Source organism: Cylindrospermopsis curvispora GIHE-G1, from assembly GCF_014489415.1.
GTDB classification, from domain to species: Bacteria; Cyanobacteriota; Cyanobacteriia; order Cyanobacteriales; family Nostocaceae; genus Raphidiopsis; species Raphidiopsis curvispora_A.
Genome location: NZ_CP060822.1, coordinates 3,180,661 through 3,205,618, shown reverse-complemented (window position 1 = coordinate 3,205,618; position 24,958 = coordinate 3,180,661). Strand labels below are relative to the sequence as shown.

21 protein-coding genes are annotated in these 24,958 nt (G+C 40.3%); 13 read left to right on the top strand and 8 right to left on the bottom strand.

Going from position 1 to position 24,958, the window contains the following annotated elements; translation table 11 throughout:
• The first annotated feature begins 38 nt into the window (after positions 1-38).
• Positions 39-1,055, top strand: coding sequence for a vitamin K epoxide reductase family protein (locus IAR63_RS14280; protein ID WP_187705725.1), 1,017 nt, complete (start codon positions 39-41; stop codon positions 1,053-1,055).
• A gap of 48 nt (positions 1,056-1,103) precedes the next feature.
• Entirely contained in the window at positions 1,104-1,715 is a 612-nt protein-coding gene (locus tag IAR63_RS14275) for a hypothetical protein (protein WP_057176889.1), read from the top strand.
• Here IAR63_RS14275 and nadB read toward each other — a convergent pair.
• The 3 genes from nadB to IAR63_RS14260 form a co-directional block, all read right to left on the bottom strand.
• Positions 1,712-3,370 (bottom strand): L-aspartate oxidase, encoded by a 1,659-nt coding sequence (gene nadB / locus IAR63_RS14270; RefSeq protein ID WP_187705724.1) that lies wholly within the window; start codon positions 3,368-3,370, stop codon positions 1,712-1,714. The two genes, IAR63_RS14275 and nadB, sit on opposite strands and share 4 nt — an antisense overlap.
• Positions 3,371-3,462: 92 nt before the next feature.
• A complete protein-coding gene (gene psbU / locus IAR63_RS14265) occupies positions 3,463-3,891 on the bottom strand; it encodes a photosystem II complex extrinsic protein PsbU (RefSeq protein WP_187705723.1) in 429 nt (142 codons plus the stop codon).
• A 147-nt stretch (positions 3,892-4,038) separates the two neighbouring features.
• On the bottom strand, positions 4,039-4,827 hold the full coding sequence (locus IAR63_RS14260; RefSeq protein ID WP_187705722.1) for a DUF3120 domain-containing protein: 789 nt from the start codon (positions 4,825-4,827) through the stop codon (positions 4,039-4,041).
• Between the two features lie 225 nt (positions 4,828-5,052).
• Between IAR63_RS14260 and IAR63_RS14255 the strand changes: the two genes are divergently transcribed.
• Both IAR63_RS14255 and IAR63_RS14250 read left to right on the top strand, forming a co-directional pair.
• A complete protein-coding gene (locus IAR63_RS14255; RefSeq protein ID WP_187705721.1) occupies positions 5,053-5,958 on the top strand; it encodes an undecaprenyl-diphosphate phosphatase in 906 nt (301 codons plus the stop codon).
• Between the two features lie 43 nt (positions 5,959-6,001).
• Positions 6,002-7,333 carry a TIGR03279 family radical SAM protein gene (locus tag IAR63_RS14250; protein WP_187705720.1) on the top strand — a complete coding sequence of 444 codons (1,332 nt, stop codon included), beginning with the start codon at positions 6,002-6,004 and terminating at the stop codon, positions 7,331-7,333.
• Between the two features lie 136 nt (positions 7,334-7,469).
• On the opposite strand, the gene IAR63_RS14245 is transcribed toward IAR63_RS14250, so the two are convergent.
• Positions 7,470-7,904 carry a QcrA and Rieske domain-containing protein gene (locus IAR63_RS14245; protein WP_187705719.1) on the bottom strand — a complete coding sequence of 145 codons (435 nt, stop codon included), beginning with the start codon at positions 7,902-7,904 and terminating at the stop codon, positions 7,470-7,472.
• Between the two features lie 239 nt (positions 7,905-8,143).
• Here IAR63_RS14245 and IAR63_RS14240 point away from each other — a divergent pair, with 239 nt between their 5' ends.
• From IAR63_RS14240 to IAR63_RS14200, 9 genes are all read left to right on the top strand, one after another.
• Positions 8,144-9,715, top strand: a complete 1,572-nt coding sequence (locus IAR63_RS14240; RefSeq protein ID WP_187705718.1) for a ferredoxin--nitrite reductase — start codon at positions 8,144-8,146, stop codon at positions 9,713-9,715.
• An 11-nt stretch (positions 9,716-9,726) separates the two neighbouring features.
• Positions 9,727-11,007, top strand: coding sequence for a CmpA/NrtA family ABC transporter substrate-binding protein (locus tag IAR63_RS14235; RefSeq protein WP_187705717.1), 1,281 nt, complete (start codon positions 9,727-9,729; stop codon positions 11,005-11,007).
• An 87-nt stretch (positions 11,008-11,094) separates the two neighbouring features.
• Entirely contained in the window at positions 11,095-11,946 is an 852-nt protein-coding gene (gene ntrB, locus IAR63_RS14230; protein WP_187705716.1) for a nitrate ABC transporter permease, read from the top strand.
• Positions 11,947-11,971: 25 nt separating this feature from the next.
• The gene (locus IAR63_RS14225) at positions 11,972-13,945 is read left to right on the top strand and encodes an ABC transporter ATP-binding/substrate-binding protein (RefSeq protein ID WP_187705715.1); all 1,974 of its coding nucleotides are present in this window, start codon (positions 11,972-11,974) and stop codon (positions 13,943-13,945) included.
• A 126-nt stretch (positions 13,946-14,071) separates the two neighbouring features.
• Entirely contained in the window at positions 14,072-14,929 is an 858-nt protein-coding gene (locus tag IAR63_RS14220; RefSeq protein ID WP_006275769.1) for a nitrate ABC transporter ATP-binding protein, read from the top strand.
• A gap of 13 nt (positions 14,930-14,942) precedes the next feature.
• Complete coding sequence (locus tag IAR63_RS14215) at positions 14,943-17,087, top strand: molybdopterin oxidoreductase family protein (RefSeq protein WP_187705714.1); 2,145 nt, start codon at positions 14,943-14,945, stop codon at positions 17,085-17,087.
• A 96-nt stretch (positions 17,088-17,183) separates the two neighbouring features.
• Complete coding sequence (locus IAR63_RS14210; RefSeq protein WP_096546434.1) at positions 17,184-17,633, top strand: phosphate-starvation-inducible PsiE family protein; 450 nt, start codon at positions 17,184-17,186, stop codon at positions 17,631-17,633.
• A gap of 60 nt (positions 17,634-17,693) precedes the next feature.
• The gene (locus IAR63_RS14205) at positions 17,694-18,179 is read left to right on the top strand and encodes a nitrate reductase associated protein (protein WP_187705713.1); all 486 of its coding nucleotides are present in this window, start codon (positions 17,694-17,696) and stop codon (positions 18,177-18,179) included.
• A gap of 31 nt (positions 18,180-18,210) precedes the next feature.
• Positions 18,211-19,563, top strand: coding sequence for a PrsW family glutamic-type intramembrane protease (locus tag IAR63_RS14200; protein WP_187705712.1), 1,353 nt, complete (start codon positions 18,211-18,213; stop codon positions 19,561-19,563).
• Positions 19,564-19,566: 3 nt separating this feature from the next.
• Here the strand turns inward: IAR63_RS14200 and IAR63_RS14195 are convergent, their stop codons facing one another.
• The 4 genes from IAR63_RS14195 to purC all read right to left on the bottom strand — a co-directional run bounded on the left by IAR63_RS14195 (position 19,567) and on the right by purC (position 24,815).
• Entirely contained in the window at positions 19,567-20,193 is a 627-nt protein-coding gene (locus IAR63_RS14195; RefSeq protein ID WP_187705711.1) for a hypothetical protein, read from the bottom strand.
• Positions 20,194-20,292: 99 nt separating this feature from the next.
• Positions 20,293-21,831 carry a CHAT domain-containing protein gene (locus IAR63_RS14190; protein WP_187705710.1) on the bottom strand — a complete coding sequence of 513 codons (1,539 nt, stop codon included), beginning with the start codon at positions 21,829-21,831 and terminating at the stop codon, positions 20,293-20,295.
• 43 nt (positions 21,832-21,874) lie between these two features.
• Entirely contained in the window at positions 21,875-24,016 is a 2,142-nt protein-coding gene (locus tag IAR63_RS14185) for a BamA/TamA family outer membrane protein (protein WP_187705709.1), read from the bottom strand.
• Between the two features lie 64 nt (positions 24,017-24,080).
• Positions 24,081-24,815, bottom strand: coding sequence for a phosphoribosylaminoimidazolesuccinocarboxamide synthase (purC, locus tag IAR63_RS14180; RefSeq protein WP_187705708.1), 735 nt, complete (start codon positions 24,813-24,815; stop codon positions 24,081-24,083).
• Between the last annotated feature and the right edge of the window lie 143 nt (positions 24,816-24,958).

The window sequence follows — 24,958 nt, the reverse complement described above, 5'->3', positions numbered from 1 at the left end:
GTTCAATATACTGCTAATAACTAAACTGATAAACAATTATGATTCGTCGTCGTTCTACTCCCTGGATTCATCAGTGGTCCCGTCCCCTCATCGGGGCGATCGCTGCTCTTGGTATGCTGAACACTGGTTATCTTACTTACGAAAAACTAACAGGTAGTGCGCCTATATGTACAGCTGGGGAGCAGGTCAAAGGTTGTGTGGATGTTCTCTCTAGTCCCTGGGGAACTGTGTTTAATCAACCTTTGGCTTTGTTTGGTTTATTGGCATATACGTCTATGCTTTTACTAGCTGTAGTTCCTATTGTACTAATTTCAAAAGATAATGACAGCAAGAAAAGTAGTCAAAACAAAAGTACACGACAACTAGAGAATTTAAGTTGGTGGCTACTGTGGATCGGGGCGATCGCCATGACTGTGTTCAGTGGCTATTTAATGTATGTTTTAGCATTTAAACTACAGGCTGTATGTTGGTACTGTATTGCCTCAGCAGTTTTTGCTTTGAGTATGCTGACCTTGACTGTTTTAGGAAGAGAATGGGAGGATATTGGTCAAGTTCTGTTTATTGGTTTGATAGTGGTGGTGGTGACACTGATTGGCACTTTGGGTATTTACTCAGGGATTGACACTAGCAAAAATGAGAATATTGATACTATTGCTTCCAGTGAACAACGTATTAATTTTTCACCCAAGGAAGAACCCAATCCTAATTTTGGTTGGAAAATAACCACCAAATCTGGAGAATCAGAAATTGCCCTAGCCCAGCACTTAGTAAAAATTGGTGCTAAAGAGTACGTTGCCTATTGGTGTCCCCATTGTCATGAACAGAAGCTACTGTTTGGTAAAGAGGCCTATGAAATCATCAATGATAATAATGTCACAGTGGAATGTGCTGCAGACAGTCCTAAAGGGAAACCAGAACTCTGTCGAGCAGCAAAGATTCAGGGCTTTCCCTCTTGGATAATTAACGGTAAAATCTATAGTGGAGTGCAGAATTTAAGTGATTTAGCTAGACTTAGCGGTTATACAGGTCCACAAAATTTCAAATACTTTCGTTAATGGTGTAGGGAGCTGGGGAAGCAGATTATAGAGGTGGTAAATTGTTCTATGTCATACAGTGATTTCACCCTGAAAAAAGTCAAGCAAACTTTTGGAATCAATACAGTTGAAGACCAAAAATTTCTCCCACAAATCCAACCAATTACTGCTAGTAGTACACTCACATCCTTTTTACAAGAAACTTTGCCTTTAGCAATAGCAATGGGGAGTGAAAAAGCCAGATCTGAGCTAATCATTAGTCCGGTTCTGGTGGAAGTGCGTAAAATTTTAAAGGGGAAAGTAAGTTTGTTTTCTGGAGTGGACTTTAATGTAGACAATGGTTTAGGATTAACTGGGGTTTGCGATTTTCTCCTGAGTCGTTCACCGGAACAGTTAGAAATTGAAGCCCCAGCGGTAATAATTGTAGAAGCAAAAAAAGCAGACTTGAACCCAGGAATTGGACAGTGCATGGCGGAAATGATTGGCGCTCAAAAATTTAATGAAATTAATAATCAACCCATTCCTACCATCTATGGTGTTGTTACCAATGGTACTGTCTGGCGGTTTTTACAACTCACACAAACTACAGTGACTATTGATTTAACTGACTACCCACTCCCTCCCATTGATTCCATACTAGGAATTTTAGTTTGGATGGTAACCGATAGTTTTTCGTCCTAAATTCCCTCAGATTTCCACCAATGATTATGTTGGATCATTGTGTGCACTTGCCATTCATTAGCCACTTCCGGATAATCTGAACGATAATGTCCACCTCGACTTTCTTTCCTAAAAGCAGCACTTTTAAGAATTAAATAAGCTACATCTAATAAATTTTGGGTTTCTGCCCATAGACGTAATAACAGATTGATATCGGAATAATTAAATTTAGCTGGTGTTCCACCAGGTAAGGTTTTTAAAAACTGACTCAAAGGTAAACTGGCAAATTCCCCTTGCCAAAATACAACCTGGGCGATCGCCTGGTCTAGACTTACTTGTTCTCGACAAATACCCGCACTTTGCCAAACCAGTCGGGGCAAATTTTCTCTCATACCTTCTAATAGTGATTGTTGGCTTTCCCAGGTGGATAAATTACATTCCCAGAAACTGGGGTGTGAGTGGGATGGTGTGGAAGGGGTGGGCAATTGGCAATTAGCCATCTGAGCCCCAAACACTATACATTCTAATAGGGAATTACTGGCCAGACGATTGGCACCATGAACACCAGTACTAGCAGTTTCTCCCACAGCATATAAACCGGGAATGGAAGTGCTATTTTCTAAGTTCGTGAGAATACCACCCATCCAATAATGGGCTGCGGGGGATACGGGAATAGGTTGACTAAATACATCTATGGACCAGTATTGGCAAACTTTAATAATATTAGGAAACCTTTGGCGAATTTTATCCGGATCTATGGGACGCATATCTAACCAAACATGGGCGGTGGTTAGATCATTTGTGGTATGTTGTAGATGACTAAATATAGCTCTGCTGACCACATCTCTAGGTGCTAGTTCACCTGCGGGATGATAATCAAATGCAAAACGTCGCCCCTGATCATCAATTAAGTGGGCTCCCTCCCCTCGTACAGCTTCACTAATTAAAAACCTTCCTGGTTTTATTAAAGCAGTAGGATGAAATTGCACAAATTCTGGATCGCGAATAACCGCACCCGAGCGCCAAGCTATGGCCACCCCATCACCTGTACTGACTGCTGGATTAGTAGTTTGAGCAAATACTTGACCTCCGCCACCTGTGGCTAAAACCACTGCACCTGCTCTTAGCCAAGTTACTTCTCCTTCATAAAACAGACTAATTCCCTGACAGTGTCCAGTTTTTCCATCTAACCAAATAGAAAGGGCTAAAGCCTGTTGAATCACTTGAATATTAGGACGACATAATACTTGATTTGCTAGGGTGGTGGTTACTTCCCTACCTGTAGTATCTGCTGCGTGGAGCACTCGATGACGGGAATGAGCAGCTTCTAAGGTTAAGGCTAGGGTTGTACCATGACGATCAAAGGCCACACCCAAGTTTACTAATGCCTGAATGCAATCGGGAGCTTTATGAGCTAAGAATTCTACTGATTTAATATCACATAAACCTGCACCAGCTTTTAAGGTGTCCTCAATATGGAGTTTTGGTGAATCCTCTGGGGATATGGCAGCAGCAATACCACCCTGGGCCCAATCACTAGCAGATAGGGTAAGATTTTCTTTAGTAATTAAGCCAATTCGTAAGGATGCAGGTAAACATAAAGCTGTGTATAGTCCAGCCGCACCAGCACCTACTACTAGTACATCAAATGTCTGATTAATATCTATTTCAGTCAAGGTTAAGGTATATGGGTATAAACAAGGAATCAGAAAATGGGAGATTAGGGGGAGAAAATTTTTCACCCCTCCTCACCCATTAGGTATTTGTCTTATCTGTAAATACCGTTGTTAATACGATCATCGCCTTCATTGAATTCAGCATCGTATGTTGTTACGGTAAATTGACTTAAATTATTTTGTAGCAGTTTTTTCTGGCGATTGCTCAAACCCTCAATTTCCAACACGTCTTCTACTTTAGCATAGGGAGCATTAGCAATGATTTTTTTAGCCAGAACCGGATAAAACCCTCTGATCCCCTGGAATCGAGCAATGTTGGTATTATTCAAGTCTATTTTTTTGCCAAAATCCGTTGCTAGTTTCTGATCAGCTTTATTTTGGCGAGCAATTGCCAAAATTGGCGTTTGGGGTAGGTTAACATGGCTAAAATCCCAAGCTTGAGCTGTTTGGGTTGTTCCTAACCATCCCCAGCATCCGAGTAACAAACTAAAAACTGTTAATAAACGCACTAATCCTTTCACAATTTTTTTCCTCTTTCCATCAAACAAAAATCAACTCTTTTAACCACGGGTAGTCCGCTCTCATTCCACTGAGGGAATGTTTGTAGGAGTCAAAAACTACTATACAACTTCTGATTGACACTCTATGACTTAGCTGCTCTCCCATGGTTAAGAATTTTTAGCCAGAATCGCAGCTACTAGAAATAGGCTGTCTACTAGGATTGTACTTAAAACTGCTCCACTAAATGCATACCAATGCTTTTGTTTATTTTTTAATGGTAGTAAACCAGCAACTAATAGTGATAAAACTAAAACTATGGCCCAGGCTTCTCCCCAGGGAGTTTGTACTTGTAATAAGGCGTTTTTAAATATTTGTGATGCTCCCAGGACATCAGTTCGCATAATTTGCCGCCAATAGGGCATTAGGTCTACTAGGTAATAATATACATCCGTTAGGACTGTACCAAATAGAGAGCCAAGATAAAACCAGTTACCAATCTTACCCCAGTTTCTGTGTAAACACCAAAGTGCCATGGGTAAACATATGGATTCTATGGGTAAGTGCCACAGTGGTTCCCACCGTAACCAACCCCAGTAAATTGCCCCTGTTAACCAGGTAAGACTAAATCCTAAAAGTAAATCACCCCAAATATAAGTTTTTTCATTGGACATTAATTGTAAACTTAACCACACCCACAATCCAGTAATGGCTAGACTTATAGTCGGTAAAGATCGCACTAGGGGCGCTTCTATAAATACAGGTACGGATACTAAAAACACCGCAGCTCCAAATATTAACCAACTTTGACTAGTGGCGATCGCTTTCGGTAAGGCGGGTAATAGGAAGAGAGGAGAATGGAACTCATCTATACTTATGGCCTTGCTCTCAGAGGTATGTAAATCATTTTTAATAGAGGAGTTCACAGTTTTGTAGGATGAGAGTGTTTTATTAATCAAAGTTTTTAATATTTGTTACTAAACTTTACCTTTCTACAGTATCACACTGTAAAATCCCCCCCAGGGGTATTTTGATTGTAAAGCACAAGGGGCAAAAAATGAACTGTTAGGTTGGACAATTTGAGAATAACTTGCTAGGATATGTCATCGTATCAGGCAAACACCTGTAGTCCGTCAAGGCGTTTTGTAGCTACATTTAAAGCTATATTTTTAGGGGTCTAATTCATGATCACAATCTTAGGAACAGCTAACGAGTTACTATTATTACCAATCTTTGGTGTGGCAGACAACAGCAATCAAGCTAATCTAGAGTGGTTACAAGCATTTATTCTGGGTATAGTTCAGGGCATTACCGAATTTTTACCGATTAGTAGTACAGCTCACTTATTAATTTTTACTAAAGTATTTGGTTGGAAAGAGTTAGGGGCTAAAGACTTTGTTGATGCGATTCAATTTGGCAGTGTGGTAGCAATCTTATTGTATTTTCGGTCATTGATTGCTAGTATTATTCAAGGAGCAGTGGAAGGATTTAAGGATAAAGATTGGCAAAGGGAAGAGTGGAAAATTGTAATAGGTATTGCTGTGGGCACCATACCAGCACTAGTTCTTGGTTTTTTGTTAAAGGACATTTTGCCCGAAAGCGCCCTAATTATTGGTACAATGTCAGTGGTCATGGCCATTTTATTGGGATTGGCTGAAAAAATTGGCGATCGCAAGCGGGGATTTGATCACTTGCAAATTCGAGATGGTATTTTAGTAGGGATAGGACAATCCCTGGCCTTAATTCCTGGGGTTTCCCGTTCTGGTTCCACATTGACCACAGCCTTGTTTTTAGGACTAGAAAGGGACACAGCAGCAAAATTTTCATTTTTATTAGGTTTTCCCACCTTGACCATAGCCACCCTATACAAGAGCTTAAAAATATTTCATTTGTTTCAAGAGGGGCAATTACCAGAGAATATAGTTTTGTTATTGGTTATAGGAATTATCTCGACCTTTATTTTTTCATACCTGTCAATTGCATTTTTAATTCGTTATTTACAAACTAAAGACACTTTTATCTTTGTTTGGTATAGACTAGCTTTTGGTGGAGCGATTTTATTGGCACTTGCTAATGGTTGGCAGGGGTGACAAAAATTGATACTAGTCTAAAATAAAGCTGTTAAAAATTATCATGTCTGAGATTAAACCGGCAAAAATTACCAGTGTTATAACCGAATCCATTGCTGCTGAGGTTGGATTTGAAGCAGGTGATGCCATTGTGAGCATTAACGGAATCAAACCTCGAGATTTAATAGATTATCAGTTTTTGTGTGCAGATGAAATTTTGGAAATAGAAGTATTAGATAAACATGGTAAAATTCATCAAGTTGAAATTGAGAAAGACTACGACCAAGACCTAGGAATAGAATTTGCCACAGCCTTATTTGATAACTTAATTCAATGTAATAATCGCTGTCCCTTTTGTTTTATTGACCAGCAACCACCTGGTAAACGCTCCAGCTTATATTTAAAAGATGATGATTATCGTTTAAGTTTCTTGTATGGTTCCTATTTAACCCTGACCAATTTACCTGCAAGAGAATGGCAAAGAATTGAACAAATGAGACTATCACCCTTATATGTTTCAGTTCATGCAACAGAACCAGAAATAAGAATTAGACTGTTAAAAAATAGTCGAGCTGGAGAGATTTTAGAGCAAATTAAATGGTTTCAAGCAAGACGCTTACAAATTCATGCTCAAGTAGTAGTTTGTCCTGGGATTAATGATGGTCCGCACCTGGAAAGAACACTAAGAGATTTAGCATCCTTTTATATGGGGGAAGTACCCACAGTAGCATCAGTAGCAGTAGTTCCTGTGGGTTTAACCAGATTTCGTCCCCCACAAGATGAGTTAATTCCCGTAACCAGAGAAAAAGCCAGGGAAGTAATAGGTCAGGTAGAAATGCTTGGTCAAGAATTTAAGCAAAAATATGATTCTCGAGTAGTCTGGTTAGCGGATGAATGGTTTTTAATTGGTGGTGAGGAACTACCAGCACAGGAGGAGTATGAAGAATATCCGCAAATAGATAACGGAGTAGGTTCCATAAGATTATTTATGAAGGAATTTAATCAAGTAGCGAATAAATTACTACCGGCAAAAATTTATCCTGAGAAAACATTAACTTGGGTAGTGGGAAATGCAGTAGAGAAAGCATTTACACCCCTGGTTGATAGGTTAAATAGGGTTGAAGGTTTAAGGGTAAATATGGTTGCACTATATAGTGACTATTGGGGACAAAATATCACCGTTACCGGGTTATTAACTGGACATGATTTACTCTACCACCTGAAAGGGAAGGATTTAGGTGACAGTTTATTATTACCTAGCATCATGCTCAAACATGGTGAATTAGTATTTTTAGATGATATGACGGTAGCACAGGTGTCTAAGGAATTGAATATTAGGATATTACCAGTTGCAGGAGTAGAAGATTTAATGGAGGATTTAATTAGGACTTGCTAATCCATGGATGGGACCGCTTAGTACAACGGCAAGATGGTACTTTTTGCAACTCTTTTTGATAATTAAACGGTTATGTTGGTGGTAATGTAATTGAATTACCACCTATGCAAGAGAGGATTAGTGCGGAATGTGGGTTTCAGACCGGTTTAACAAAAACAGAACCAGCTTCGATTTTAGCCAAATAGGTTCTCAAAGGTTTTTCAGCTGGACCGTTCTTTACCTTACCATTAGCACTAAATCTTGCTCCATGACAAGGACAAGCGAATTGATTACTTTTCCATTCCACGGTACAACCTTGATGAGTACAGTTAGGTCTAACTGCTATTAAGTTCTTTGGTTTTTTAGATGTTCCCACCACCAAAACCGCCCCTATAGGGGAATTCTCTACCAGTAGTTGCCCATTTTTATCCAATTGGGCAACACTTCCGATTTTCTGCCAGTCTTTAGCCGCTTTGTTTGGCGTTGGTGATGCCAATGTATCATCCTCTGATGTCAAAGCGGCAAATGCTACAGGTAAAGAACTAGCTAATAAACTTAAACCCACCCACTGGAAAAACTCACGTCTTTTCATAAATCATTTCCTATGTAAAAAATGACAATAATAAATGCAAAATCTGCACAACAGCCGATAATTTCTGAGAATTCCGTAACTGAGTATACGAATCCTTCCCGAAATTTGCCCTAGGTTATCAATATCGAAATTGTTACAACCCCTACCAGAGAACTACGATCAGTTGTTTTTCGGTGGGTGGTTGGCACGATTTAAGAACACGGATCCATAATCAACCACATCCTGTTCACTAAAAACCTATGACAGAAACAGGTAGCGAAAAGCTCAATAAGTTCGAGAAATTAAAAGCTGAAAAGGACGGATTACTAGTCAAACAAGAAATCAGCGAATTTGCTCGTAAAGGTTGGGAATCCATGGAAGAAAATGACCTCAACCACCGCCTAAAATGGTTGGGTGTGTTTTTTCGTCCAGTGACCCCCGGTAAGTTTATGATGCGAATGCGGATACCTAATGGTATTCTAACTAGCACTCAAATGTGTGTTTTAGCGGAAGTGATACAGCGTTACGATAAGGAAGGCAGCGCGGACATCACTACTAGACAAAATATACAACTTCGTGGCATAGATTTTTCAGATATTCCGAATATCTTTAACAAATTTCACAAAGTCGGGTTGACCAGTATTCAGTCTGGTATGGATAATGTACGTAATATTACGGGTGATCCCCTGGCGGGTTTAGATGCCAACGAGTTGTATGACACCAGAGAATTGGTGCAGCAAATACAGGATCTGCTAACTAATAGGGGGGAAGGTAATCCAGAGTTTACCAATCTTCCTCGTAAGTTTAATATTGCGGTTACTGGAGGAAAAGATAATTCCATTCATGCAGAAATTAACGATTTGGCATTTGTACCAGCATTTAAAGAAGGATTTGGTTTTAACGTTTTAGTTGGTGGATTTTTCTCAGGTAAACGGTGTGAAGCTGCTATTCCCTTAAATGTTTGGGTAAAACCAGAAGAAGTAGTTAGTCTATCTAAAGCCATAGTAGAGATATTTCGAGACCATGGTTTACGTTTAAACCGGCAAAAAGCTAGATTAATGTGGTTAATTGATGAATGGGGGTTAGAAAAATTCCGGGATGAAGTGGAAAAACAATGGGGAAAAAGCTTGCAAACCGCAGCGCCCAAAGATGAAATAGATTGGGAAAAACGAGATCACATTGGCGTTTACCCCCAAAAACAACCGGGGTTAAATTATGTGGGATTAAACATTCCCGTGGGGAGACTAACTGCGGATGATATGTTTGAACTGGCCAGACTAGCAGAAGTTTATGGTAGCGGAGAAATAAGGTTTACGGTTGAGCAGAATGCCATCATTCCCAATATTCACGATTCTGCATTAAACACACTTCTGACCGAACCAATATTGAAAAAATTCAGTGTCAGTCCTGGTTTATTAATGCGATCAGTTGTGTCCTGCACTGGGGCCCAGTTTTGCAATTTTGCCCTCATAGAAACTAAGAAACGGGCTATAGCCATGACTGAGGCGTTAGAACAGGAATTAATCCTATCAAAGCCCGTACGTATTCACTGGACAGGGTGTCCAAACTCCTGCGGACAACCTCAAGTGGCGGATATTGGACTAATGGGAACCAAAGTGCGAAAAAATGGGCAAACGTTGGAAGGCGTTGACATTTATATGGGTGGAAAAGTTGGCAAAGATGCTAGGTTAGGAACCTGTATTCAGAAAAGTGTTGCTTGTGAAGACCTGCAACCGATATTGAAAGATATCCTGCTAAAACAGTTTGGGGCAAAAGTGCGCGAACAAACAGCAGATCAAATCAGACCACAGTCACAAATAGCAAAGAATTAGAGAGAATTAAAATGAGCAATATTTCCCGCAGAAAATTTCTGATCACATCTAGTGTAACAGCAGCGACAGCGATTGTAGCACATGGTTGTTCATCTGATAACTCCAGATCAACAACAACAAACTCCAACTCTTCTAAACTAGAGACTACTAAAGCTAAATTGGGATTTATCGCTCTAACAGATTCAGCTCCTCTTATTATTGCCAAAGAGAAGGGACTTTTTGCCAAACATGGCATGACTGAAGTAGAGGTTAGCAAACAAAAGTCTTGGCCAGTGACTCGTGACAATCTAAAAATTGGTTCATCAGGTGGTGGTATTGATGGTGCCCATATTCTCAGTCCCATGCCATATTTAATGACTCTTAATGACAAAGTACCCATGTACGTGCTGGCAAGACTAAATACTAATGGTCAGGCCGTTTCTGTAGCTGAAAAATTCAAAGCCATAAAACTTGGGTTGGATAGTAAAGCTCTTAAAGAAACAGCATATCAAGCAAAATCTGCACAAAAACCCATCAAACTTGCCATTACCTTTCCCGGAGGTAACCATGATTTATGGACCCGATATTGGTTAGCTGCTGGTGGGATTAATCCTGACCAAGATGTCATATTAGAACCAGTTCCACCACCACAAATGGTGGCCAATATGAAAGTAGGTACAGTGGATGCTTTTTGTGTGGGTGAACCGTGGAATGCCCAATTGGTTAGTCAAAAATTGGGTTACTCAGCTTTAGTAACCGGAGAATTGTGGAAGGATCATCCAGAAAAAGCCTTCACCATGAGGAAAGATTGGGTTGATCAAAATCCCAATGCAGCACAAGCACTATTAATGGCCATTTTGGAAGCACAACAATGGTGTGAAAAAGATGAAAATAAAGCGGAAATGTGCGAAATATGTGCTGATAGGAAATACTTTAATGTTGCAGTTAGTGACATTTTAGAACGCTCCAAAGGAAACATTGACTATGGGGATAGTCGGAAAGTGGAAAATTTTGCCTATCGAATGAAATTCTGGGCTGACAATGCTTCCTACCCCTATAAAAGCCATGATATTTGGTTTTTGACCGAGGATATTCGTTGGGGTTACATACCCAAGGATACGGATGTTAAAACCATTGTTGATCAGGTAAATCGAGAAGATTTGTGGAAAAAAGCGGCCATAGCTTTGGGAGTCTCTGCAGCGGAAATTCCTACTAGTTCATCGCGAGGGGTGGAAACATTTTTTGATGGGGTGAAGTTTGACCCAGAAAAACCAGAAGAATATTTAAACAGTTTACCCATTAAAAAGGTCTAGTCCGCGAGCAATTCTGAGATGGGGTGCGGGAGTTATGGGAGACACGAAATCACAAGACCAATTTCCACAATAAGGAGCAAGAAGAAGATGTCCGTGGGGGTAACAAATCAGAAAATTAGCACTAAACAAAAAAAAGCAATTAAAACAATTAACAAATTTTTAGTGCATAAGGTATTACCACCACTATGTGGACTGGTCATATTTTTAATGTTGTGGCAATTACTCTGTTCCATTCCGGGATTTCAATTACCGGGTCCTTTAGAAACTTTTGTTGAAACCTGGGATCCCTTTATCATTCAGCCATTTTTTGACAATGGTGATAGCGATAAGGGCTTAGGTTGGCAGATTTTGACCAGTCTAGGGAGAGTAGGATTGGGGTTTTCTCTCGCTACCATTGTGGGTGTTTTCCTGGGCATATTAATTGGTGCTAATAGATTTTTATATAATGCGGTAGACCCTATTTTCCAGGTATTAAGAACTATTCCGCCCCTAGCTTGGTTACCTATTTCCTTAGCAGCTTTTCAACAAGCCAATCCTTCAGCGATTTTTGTGATTTTTATCACTTCAATTTGGCCAATTTTAATAAATACAACTGTGGGAGTACAAAATATTCCCCAAGACTATGTAAATGTGGCTCGCGTTTTGCGTTTACGTCAGGGCAAATATTTTTTAAAAATAGTTTTCCCAGCCACGGTTCCCTATATTTTTACTGGACTGAGAATTGGTATTGGGTTATCTTGGTTGGCCATTGTAGCTGCAGAAATGTTGGTAGGTGGTGTGGGCATAGGCTCATTTATTTGGGATGCTTATAATACTACCACAGATACTAATTTGAGCGAGATTATTGTCGCCCTAATCTATGTGGGAATAGTGGGACTGATGTTAGATAGAACAGTGGCTTTTATAGCTGATAAGATTGTACAAAAAGAACAAAAATAACTTTTACCATAATCACCAGAAGACCATGAACACCTTTGTAGAAATTGACCATGTAGATAAAATATTCAACCTCCCTCATGGTGGTAAATATATTGCTTTGAAAAATATTGAGTTGAAGGTTAATCAAGGAGAATTTATTTCTCTCATCGGTCATTCTGGCTGTGGTAAATCCACTCTCCTAAATATTATTGCTGGTCTAGATCAAGCCACTATTGGTGGGGTGACTTTAGAAGGTCGGGAAGTTAGAGAACCAGGTCCAGATAGAATGGTAATTTTTCAAAATTACTCCTTACTTCCCTGGTTAACAGTTGAGGGCAATATTGCCTTAGCAGTAGATGAGGTACATCAGAATCTATCTGTAGGAGAACGCCAGAAAATCATTGCGGAACATATTGACTTAGTAGGGTTACGTCGTGCTACTAAAAAACTTCCTGGTCAATTATCTGGGGGGATGAAACAAAGAGTGGCCATTGCTCGTGCTTTAGCTACCAGACCAAAATTGTTATTGTTGGATGAACCTTTTGGTGCTTTGGATGCTCTAACGAGGGGTAATTTGCAAGAGCAATTAATGAAAATTTGTAATGAATATAAAATTACCTGTGTGATGGTAACACATGACGTAGATGAAGCACTATTATTAAGTGACCGAATTGTGATGTTAACCAATGGACCGGAAGCACACATCGGACAAATTTTAGAAGTACCTATTCCCCGTCCCCGACAAAGATTAGAGGTAGTTGAACATCCCAGTTATTACAATCTGCGGAATCAAATGATCTACTTCCTAAACCAACAGAAACTGGCAAAACAGCGTCAAAAACAAACCATATCACCAGTTCTGATTTCCACCAATCAACCAGAAAAAGTTCACTTACAAATCGGTTATCTTCCTATCACCCAAGCTGCACCTTTAATCATTGCCCAAGAAAAAGGTTTTTTTGCAGAATGTGGTTTACAAGTGAACCTAATACCTGAAAAAAATTGGCAAGATATTGCCCAAAGTGTAGCTAGTGGTAAGCTGGATGCTGCTCAAATGGTTGCTGGTATGCCATTAGCCATGACTCTAGGTGCTATGGGAAAAACACCGACTCCCATGGTAACAGCAATGACTCTATCTCGCAACGGTAGTGCTATTACTTTAAGCCAAAAACTACGGGCAAATGGTGTAAGGAATGCTGCAGATCTAGAAAAAACAGTCAACACTGACCTTGATAAAACTTACACTTTGGGAGTTGTTCATCCAGCATCAATGCAAAATTTGTTATTGCGTTATTGGTTAGCAGCAAGTGGTATTGAACCAGATAAGGATGTCAAATTAATAGTAATTCCACCGGATGAAATGGTTGATTTTATCCAGGAAAGAAAAGTAGATGGTTATTGTGTTAGTGAACCCTGGAATACCTGTGCTGTTGAGCAAAATCTGGGGTTTATTATGTTGCCCACTTCAGATATTTGGCAGGGACATGTAGATAAAATACTAGGAGTCACAGAAGATTGGTCTCAACAATATCCTCAAACACATTTAGCCTTAGTTAAATCGCTCCTAGCAGCTTGTGAATATTGTGATGATATTCGTAATGAGTCAGAAATTGTCAGTCTAATTTCTCAACCTCAATATATAGGTGATCATCATGTAAATTTACGCTCTGAATTATTAGAAAGTTATCAAAGTAACTATCATCGACATTCCCAAACTTCCCATCAGTTTTATCTGCACCAAGCCAACTATCCCAACCGTCACGAAATGCTCTGGATTCTTACCCAATTAGCCCGGTGGGGTTTTATTGCTTTCCCCAAAAACTGGGTAGAAATAATTGACCGAGTTTGTCGTCCAGATATCTTTGGTGTAGCTGCAAGAGAAGTGGGAATTTTGGATATTGGTAGGGAAGAATCCATTCAGTTATTTGATGGTAAAACATTTAATCCCTCTCAACCCTTAGAATATCTTAAAGGTTTAGCCATTAAATCCCAGGTGCGAGTTGAAGAAGCTCTGGTTTAAATAGGGAGGCACAATTATTTATAGGATGGGTTACCCGTGCGGGCGTTGGGTTTCATACTTCAACCCAACCTACGTTCATCTTATATTAGACTGAATTAACTAAATTAAAATTAAAGGATGAAAGTCATGACCACATTGAATCTCCCCAAAAATACTCAGCTTCAAGCTTTAGGTAATCCACAGTCTCACCAAAAATCACGGGATTTCCTATTCATTGACGGTGTAAACAAAATTTACCCCACCTCCGAGGGACCATATACTGTTTTAGACAACATTAGTCTCAAAGTCCAAGAGGGAGAATTTATTTGTTTCATTGGACATTCGGGTTGTGGTAAATCTACACTGTTAAATATGATTTCTGGATTCAATCAACCTACCAATGGTGTGGTCTGGTTGCAAGGTCAACCTATTACTGAACCAGGACCAGACCGGATGATGGTTTTTCAAAACTATTGTCTACTTCCCTGGCTAAGTGTTTTTGAAAATGTTTATCTTGCTGTTGATTCTGTATTTCCTAATAAAACCCAGGCTGAAAAACGGTTTATAGTTAGAGAACATTTAGGTATGGTAGGACTGACGGAAGCTGCTCAAAAGAAACCCCATCAAATATCAGGAGGTATGAAACAAAGGGTGGCTATTGCTCGTGCTTTGGCTATTCGTCCTCAAGTTCTGATTTTGGATGAACCTTTTGGCGCTTTGGATGCAATTACTAAGGAAGAATTACAAGAGGAACTACTGCAAATTTGGTCCGATCATCAAGTTACTGTGTTAATGATTACTCATGATATTGACGAAGCTCTTTTTCTAGCTGATAAATTGGTCATGATGACAAATGGACCTGCTGCTAATATTGGTGAAATATTAGATATTCCTTTTTCTCGTCCCCGTCAGCGTCGTCAGATTATGGAAAGTACAGAATATTATCATTTGAGGAACTACGCTCTGGATTTTCTTTATCGTCGTTGTGCTCATATTGAAGAGTAGTTTATCCACCAATATGACCGAATTTATCAAAACACTTTGTCCCTATTGTGGTGTGGGTTGTGGATTAGAAGTCTCTTCCCCTACCCAACATCCAAGTTCCACTACGGATAATACGGGTGATCAAGAAACTGTTAATTGGCGTGTTCGTGGAGATAAATCTCATCCCTCTAGTCAAGGAATGGTATGTGTTAAAGGTGCAACTGTTGCAGAAGCAATATATAAAAATAGATTGCAATATCCCATGTTTCGAGAATCTTTAACACAAGATTTTCGCTTGATTTCCTGGGAGGAAGCCTTCACTATCATTACAAATCATATTCAACAAACTTTAGTTACTCACGGTGCAGAATCTATCTGTATGTACGGTTCTGGACAGTTTCAAACTGAAGATTATTATATTGCCCAAAAATTACTGAAAGGTTGTTTAGGAACTAATAACTTCGATGCTAATTCCCGTCTTTGTATGTCTAGTGCGGTATCTGGATATCTCCAAAGTTTTGGTGCTGATGGCCCTCCTTGCTGTTATGACGATTTAGAATTAACTGACTGCGTTTTTTTAATAGGTACTAATACTGCAGAATGTCACCCCATTATTTTTAACCGGTTAGCTAAATATCATAAGAAAAATCCTCACGTGAAAATGGTGGTGGTTGACCCCCGTTCCACTCCCACTGCTAAAACAGCTGATTTACATTTAGCCATTGTTCCGGGTACTGATATTGATTTGTTGAATGGTATGGCCCATCTATTGGTGAAATGGAATTCTTGGGATGTAAATTTTGTGGATAACTATACTAGCAATTTCGCAGATTATATCCAAGTCATTAATTACTATTCTCCCGATCTTGTTACCAGTCGATGTGGTATTTCTTTGGCAGATTTAGAAACCGCTGCTAAATATTGGGGTCAAGCCCAATCTGTGCTTTCTTTGTGGTCAATGGGTGTGAACCAATCTTCTGAAGGGACTGCTAAGGTAAGGAGTATTATTGATTTACACCTCCTCACAGGACAGGTGGGAAAACCAGGTGCAGGTCCTTTTTCTTTAACTGGTCAACCTAATGCTATGGGTGGTAGGGAAGCGGGTGGTTTAGCACATTTATTGCCCGGATACAGATTAATTAAAAATCCACAACATCGGTTGGAAGTGGAGGAATTTTGGGGTTTACAACCAGGTACTATTTCACCTATTCCTGGGTTAAATGTGTGGGAAATGATTATGGCTTTGGAGTCTGGTAATGTGCAGCTATTATGGATAGCAGCAACTAATCCAGCTGTAAGTATGCCGGATTTAGAAAGAACTAAAAAAGCATTGTTACAATCCCCTTTTACTATTTATCAGGATGCCTATTATCCCACGGAAACTGCTAACTACGCTCATCTTTTATTACCCGCTGCTCAATGGGGTGAAAAAACTGGGGTGATGACTAATTCGGAACGTCGAATCACCCTATGTTCTGCTTTTAAAAATCCTCCACAATTGGCTAAGTCTGATTGGGAAATCTTCGCTGAGGTTGGTAGAAGGTTGGGTTTTTCACATCAGTTTAATTTTCAGGATTCTAGTGAGGTTTATCGGGAATTTGTGCAATTAACTCGTCATCGTCCCTGTGATATGTCGGGTTTAAGTTATGAGTTTCTAACTGCTAATGGTCCAACTCATTGGCCTTTTTCTCAAGATAATTATCAGGAAGTTAAACGATTATATACAGATTTACGTTTTTATACTCATGATGGCAAGGCTCAGTTTGCAGCATGTTTTTCTCGGGGTTTAGCTGAACCTCCAGACCCTGAATATCCCTTTATTCTCACTTCAGGAAGATTATATGGCCATTGGCATACCCAAACACGTACAGGAAGAATTGATAAGATTTGTCAAATGCACCCTGAGCCTTTTTTGGAAATTCATCCCCGTGATGCGCTCAAGTTACAGCTTGCTGATCATCAGTTGGTGATGGTTCGTTCCCGTCGTGGTGCAGCGGAATTTCCTGCTAAAATCACTTTGACTATCTCCCCTGGTACTGTTTTTGTCCCTATGCATTGGGGTAAACTATGGTCAGAAAATTCTGAAGCTAATACCCTTACTCATTCTGCGTCTTGTCCAGACTCTTTTCAGCCAGAATTGAAAGCCTGTGCTGTACAGTTAATTCCTATTCAATCTTAAAAAAATGTACCCCACTGGATATGGTAAGATACTCGGTGGGTTCTCCTACAGGAGAATTTACGTAATTTGTTTACTTGATGGGGTATTGTAAATCCAATGAAGAAGTTTTTTAGGCAACTGAAAACTTTCACCAGTGATGATAATTTCATGCACTTGATTGAAAATGTTGTGGTGATAGTTTCTAAGGTTCTTTCTATTTTAATGGTGGTGGTAATCCTTGTGGCCATTGCGGACTTAACAGTTTTTCTGCTTAAAGAGTTATTTGATGCTCCCTATGGCAAGTTTAATACTATTTTGTTTAAGATATTTGGTTTGTTTTTAAATATTCTCATTGCTTTAGAAATTTTAGAAAATATTACGGCCTACCTACAAAAGCATGTTTTTCAAGTAGAATTAGTTATTGTTACTTCTTTAATTGCTGTTGCTAGAAAAATCATTATCCTAGACTTGGAAAAAGTGACAGGAATTGATATTATTGGGTTGGGAATTGCCGTACTAGCTCTATCTATTAGCTATTTCATTATCCAAAGTCGCAATAAACATTAGTTGTAACTTAGTTGGACAACAATAACTGGTCATAAAAATTGAGGATCCTAATTTCCTGTTATGTCTACCGAGTTTTTCCAATTTGAAGCTGATTTTATAGCCACCCTTCGTTGTATACCCATGATAGTCCGTTATAAGCTGGATACATGTGGAATTAAACTAAAATTGGCTCATTGGCATCAGATTAGTCTCCCAGAACGTGATACTCTAGTTACATTACCCTGCTTTACACCAGGGGAAATACAAAACTACCAAAACTATTTAAGGGAATTGGTTTTTAAATACACGGGAACCTATCCCTCTTTGCTTCCCACGGATCCCCATCCCCCTTGGCTAGATCCTACCACCCTACCTAAACAACTTATTGAAAAAGTAGAGACCATAGGTGCTAAGATCGCCCTGGAGCAGTGGCAAGACTTAACTCCGTTACAAAGGTTTGTACTGGTCAAGTTAAGTCTCCCCAGTCATGAAAATAAAAATTTTCCCAAAGCAATGGCGGAATTTCATTTGGATCCGCCCACAGGTTTGGTGATAACTAATGAATAAGCCAACAACATTCTCATCAACTGCTAAGTAAATGATAGGCAAAAACCCAAGACAGAATGCATTTTTGAGACTGGTGTCTAGTGAAGCGGTTTCCAGTCCAGAATCCCGCTACCCACTGCTTTCCCATCGGGAAATGGTCATGGGACGTGACCCCGGTTGTCAGGTTGTCTTGGACGCTATAACCTATAGAATGGTGTCCCGTCGTCATGCGGTTGTTCGTCCTCCAGAAAGTAAGTTCACCTGGACCATTTGTGATTTAAACAGTGCTAATGGCACTTTCCTCAATGGACAACTACTACGGGGACCTCAAGAGCTACAAAATGGCGATCGCATTTCTTTGGGTTATGATGGTCCTGAATTTATCTTTGAATGTGAAACCATACCTGTATCCAGAACTGTCCCAGTTAATCCAGCTACAGTTATAGTACCAGGAAAAACAACTCAACAACAATCAAAGCACGATGGAGTTAGTTTCACCCAGTTATTTCCTATAATTTCCACAGGTAAAGACTTAACTAGTAAAGCATATCTTATACCAGGGATACTAACAGTAATTTTTGTCGTGTTAATGTTTGCTACCGTGGGATATCCCCAAGCTAATCAAGTAATTGTCGGTTCTTATATTGGATCAGCCGCTTATTATTTCGTTTATCAACTTTGTGGCAAACAAAAACCATGGTGGATACTCATGGCCATGGCCCTAAGCACCATGCTGATTTTAGTCAGTCCATTATTAGATTTATTTATATTTGTTTTTCGAGAAATTCTCCCTGGTAGTTTATCACCCTCCGGTAGTGACACATTCACAGAATTATTGATCAGAATGTTTTTCGGAGCTGGGTTAATGGAGGAACTACTCAAGGCCCTACCGGTAATAGGCGCCTATTTTTTAGGCAAATCCCTACCATCCCCCTGGAGGGAAAGGATAGGGGTTGGGGAACCACTAGATGGCATTCTTCTGGGGACTGCATCAGCGGTGGGGTTTACTCTACTAGAAACCCTTGGCCAATATGTTCCTGTAATCACCCAAAATATTAGCCAGCAATCGGGAGTAGGTACTGGTCAACTCATCGGTTTACAGTTACTTATCCCCCGGATTTTGGGTTCCGTAGCTGGACACATGGCTTATAGTGGGTATTTAGGTTACTTCATCGGTTTGGCCACCCTCAAACCCCGCATGAGTTGGCAAATCCTGGGTGTTGGTTATTTCACCGCCTCCGCTCTCCATGCTCTCTGGAATGCTACCGGTTCCATTAATGCTCTACTACTAGTAATTGTAGGTGTTTTGTCCTATGCTTTTTTGATGGCTGCTATCCTCAAAGCTCGAGTATTATCACCTACGCGATCGCATAATTTTGCCACCCGGTTTCTGGATCCGAAATAAATACTACTCTCCATTTTCTGCTGCTTGCGTAGAAACTGCTTTTAAGGCATAGTCAGCCACTACTAAACAAGTCTTTGCCCGTTCTACCTCTGATAATTCAGTCCAATTGCGATTTGGTAAGTTGTGTTCCGATTTATCCTGTGGAGCACTTCTCATGGAGTAAGCAATAGGACGTGCCAAAACTAATAGGTCTTCCATATCCCAATTAGGTAACAAAGATTGAACACAACCCACAATCTTCTCACTGGTAGAATGTTCCATATCATGGAAGGTTTTCTTTGCTGCTTCCATAATCTGATCAAGGTAGTGGGAAGGAACAAACGTGCCAAAAATATCATTTAGGGTAGTGCGTGGTCTTTCATCACGGTCAGCTTTAGAGTTATAAACCTGAGTCCAGATCTGGTCAAGAGAATTATAGAAATTTTCCCCTTGCTGATCGAGACTTTCCATCAACAGTAGGTCAGAGTGCAATGGCGCTGCTAGTTTTTGAAAATAATCATCCGCTTGGTCACTTGCAAGATTCCAAGGATAAGTTTCATCTTCCGGTTCTAATATTGCTGTCAACAATTCCCAATCCACGGAGGGAAGGAAAGGTTTCTGATTATCTAAATCACCTGTGTTATCAATCATATTGGGCCTCAAACTTCATCCGCATAATTGGTATTATAGGGAGCTACAGTTAGCAGCTAGGAATTTCCGCAAAAACAACAAAAACAATCTCCGCTGGTGCTAATCATCAAAAATCAGAAACTCCCATGTTTCCCCCTTCGCACTGCCAAACTTTAACTTCATTCCCGATGTTAACACTACCTCCTCTCGTAAAACCCGTTGCCAACCATAATCATTTAAATACCAAGTTGTTCCGTAGGTAGAGCAATCTTGTAAATAGTAAGTAACAACTGGTTGAGAACCATCTAGTATGGTTCTACAAAGTATTTCTGCATGGTGCTTAGAAACATAAACTTGGGGAATCACAAGATCATTATCCTTGGTGCGACCAATGCGAGTGACATCGGAACGCAGGGAGCAACTTTGACCCTGGGGGGAAACTGAGCGCAAAACAGCACTGGACTGGGGAACATTTATTCCAGTAGTTAGATCTGGCAATTCTGTAATTCCCTCATCAACACTTTTAATCAACTGACCCGAAAAATCTGGGTGTAGATAGAGAACTGGTAAAGTCCATGCTGGCTGATTAAACTTGTAAATAGCTAATAATTCCTGTCTAGCTACTGCTACAGCTGCATCAATCGCTTCACCCATGCGCAGTGCTTGAGTAAACCCCTGAATAAAACTACGACTTTCCTGATCAGCAATTTCGTCACGCATGGCCAAAACTGCGGGCACACCATGACGAATTAAAACCTCTGCCAAACTACTAGTGGGTATTGCTTTGTGATGAACTGCTGGTTGGGCACCCCAGCAGGCATTAAATACTGCTAGTTTAACTCTGCTACGAGCTAATAATTGACCTAGTTCTATACCATTAAGGGACTGTTCCTCTGTTAAATACAGCAGTCCGCCATCCGGATTGGGCAAACCATGACCTGCATAAAAAACTACATTATACGCCTTGGTTTCCAGTTCTTGTATCAACTCCTTTGGTGTAGGTTGTAATAGCTTTTTGACCAAACAGTTTGATATGTAATACCCACCAGGAGGACTAGATTCTAGGAGGATTTTCTCCAGAATGGTAGCCTCTTTTTCCAACTCTAGATTGCCATTGTACCCCAAAACCAACAACACGTTTAAAGAGGAATCTGCTGATAAATTTGCTATTGGTTCAACCTGATTGATAGTGCGACTAAACAAAACCTCTTGGTTGACGGAGATTGCTGAATGACCCGCTTCCGGTTGCATAATTTCCCATGGTAAACCAATCAAATCGGGTTCACGAACTTCCAACTGCAACCGCAATCGTTGATTGCTTCCCATAGCTAGACCACGACTGCGCTCTAGACTGCTAAGAATTTCTCCATCAAATAGCCAACGCCATAAACTGATTCCTAAAGATTGCATTAACCGATTACTATAAGAACCAGTGGTTTGTCCCATCCCAGACCCAACCAATCCCTTCCCCAGGTCATGGTTGTCTACAAAACCACCAAACATTTGCTGCCATTCTATCCAAATCTCAGCAAGTTGAGGTGGAAAAACACAGTCACGCAAAACGTAACCGCTAGGATAGGGAGCTTTCACTACCCAAACGGCAAAGTTATTCGGTCCACTATTAACTAAACGGGCGATAGATACACTCAGACAAGACATCGATTTGTTTAATCTCAACGCAACTAGTTACAGTTTTCCACTATTAGAACCTTTCCCCTATACCAAAGTTGATGCGGCTATCACCTTTATCACTTATACCATAGTCAATGCGAATAGGACCCAGTGGTGACTGAATGCGCAATCCCAAGCCATAACCATAACCGCTCCCATTTTTATTGAGGATTTCAGCTGCTCTGGTAGCACTGCCCAGATCACTACCACAATCAAAAAATAGAGACCCACCAACCACTGAGAATATGGGGAAACGATATTCTGCTGACGCTTGGACGTAAGTACGTCCCGCTGCTAACTTACCCTCATCGTAACCCCTCACGGAATTACTTCCCCCCAGGCTAAAGGCTTCATAAGGTGGTAAATCACCTAATATTGTACCCCCTTGCAGGTTAAAAGCAAGGGTTTCTGGATTTTTAGATCCCAGAAGTTTTATGGGTACGTATTGACTGTAGTTGGCCCTTACCCTAGACATTAGTATACTACCTTGTCCTATGGGCACAGATTGATCCAGTCCTACACGCAGGTAAGAACCTTTGGTTGGTTGCACCCCATTATTCCGGCGATCGCTTTGGGCGCTGAATTGTAATAAGAACAAATCATCTTCACCGGTAGGGGACTGGGTGAGAGGAATGGTTGGGCTGAGTCGATTGCCACTGTCATCAAAAACCGCCCCTTGAGGTCTAATATTACCATTGACATCGCGACTGGAAATCCTTTGATATTGTAAACCTAGGGAGGCAAACCATTCTGGATTCTCATATAAATTGGTAGAAAGGGGGCGACCGAAAGAAACTCCGCCGCCCAAGCGGGCAATGCGGGGGGTTGCTTGACTATTTACATCAGTAGTATTATCAGGGTTGAAGGTTTTTACGTTGCTGTCTTTACCTTCAAACACTAGAGAAATTGAACGACGGCGGAAAACATTGGTTGTGTAGGAAGTACGATAGGGATCGCCGTCAATCCAAGGATCGCTAAATCGCAAGTCAAATAAGAGTTCTCGTTGTCCAATTTGCAGTTCTGATCCCAGCTTCTGGTTTCTACCTGATAGATTTTGTTCTTGGTAGCTAATGGTGCCAAATAATCCACTGGCAGAACTAATACCTCCCCCTACGGCGATGGATCCACTATTACGCTCAGTCACATTTACTACAACAACAACTTTACTAGGGTCTGTTCCCGGGTTGAGGGAGACATTAATATCATCAAACAAACCGAGTCCAAAAACCCTTTGTAGGTCTTTTTGGACAATATTGCGGTTAAACACTTGACCGGGTTTTAATTGCATTTCCCGCTTAATGATATAGTCTTTTGTTCTTCCCCGAATGGGTCGACCTTTCTCGTCCACATCTTGGCCTTCCTTATTGCGAAAAGCAACCTGGACATTTTCTACTATTCCCTCAGCTACTTGTAAGGTGATTACTCCTGTCTCAGAAACTTTGGGTGCTGCTATCAAGTTAGCCAGTACGTAACCTTTGTCTTGATACTCTTTGGTTAATTGCCCAATCCCAGCTCGCAAATCACGTAGGTTAATTACTTTACCATATTGCTGACTGAAGATTTTATCCACGGTTGCAGCAGGTATAACGGAAGCCACTCCAGCACCGGGATTAGCGTCTAATTCTACTTTGGTAAGTACAGGATTAAGACTGACCACAAAAGTTACTTTAACACCAGATGGCGTATCTTCTGGAAATGCTTGTACATTAGTAAAAAACCCAATGGCAAAGATTCCGTTAATATCCTCTTGTAATTGTGAGCGGGTTGTAGTTTGTCCAGCTTTAGTACGAATGACCTGGTAAACTTGGGTTTCTATTTCCGATGGGAGTTGTCCAACCGCTGACTTGACCACCACTTCTGAAATTAATACTCTAGGTTCTGGTGTTTCTGCTGGTTGGGTATTATTGGGATTATCAGGTTGATTACCTGATTGATTATCATCTACTGCATTCCCATTACTGTTAGGAGTAGCTTGTGCTGTTGTGCTAATGAAAGTCTCACCCTTAACATTATACATTGTGCTAGATAAGGACTTACTTACTTTCATGCTGTCCCCACTCAGTAAATGTTGAGACTGAGTAGGGGTTTGTCCATGGGCGCTCAAGGAACTTTCCAAACTGGCAGCTACAGCTACCGTAACCAAAAATACAGGAGATAAATGCTTTTTACTCATTTTTTAACCGCCACACACAATTTAATTTAGTCATTACTCACCACTTGTTAAGTTAGGGGTTAACCTAGGGTATAACTTCCAGCAATCTGGTCAAAACCTCCTGATAGGCATCCTCTACCTTACCCAAGTCTCGACGAAACCTATCTTTGTCCAAGATGCGATGAATAGGATCAATTTCTGACGTGTCCCACAAGCGACAGGTATCAGGACTAATTTCGTCTGCTAACAACAGTTTGTGTTGCCAGTCTAAACCAAATTCGAGTTTGAAGTCCACTAAAGTGATACTACACTGCTGCCATAAATCCTGGAGAAAAGTGTTGATTTGTAATGCTAGATGGATAATTTGCTCTACTTGTTCCTCTGTGGCTAGTTTCAGCAACAGGAGACGATCCCTGGTCAGCAGGGGATCCCCTAGTTTGTCATCTTTGTAGTAAAATTCCACTAGAGGTTTTGTCAACACTGTGCCTAACTCTATTCCGGTTTGTTGACAAAGACTCCCAGCTGCAATATTCCTCACTACTACTTCCAAGGGCAAAATTTTCAACGCTTTTACCCTCATCTGACCAGCAGCTGGACTGTCAATAAAATGGTTTTCTATACCCTCCTGTGCCATGCGGAGAAACAATTTACTGGAAATGGTGCAGTTTATACTCCCTTTCCCCTGGATACTACCTCGTTTTTTCGCATTAAATGCGGTTGCATCGTCTTTAAATTCAGCCAATAAAACCTGTGGGTCTTCTGTGGTGTAGATGATTTTGGCTTTACCTTCGTATAGCTTGTTATTAGTGTTAACAGACATGGTGGTAGATTATTTTCCCAGAGCTATGTTTTTGAGCTTAACTATTTTATTATCTGATTTGGTTATACGCCAAATTAACTAAACTAATTAACCAATCTAACCAATAACTAAAAAAATTTGTCATAATCTTAGTTTAACGTTTA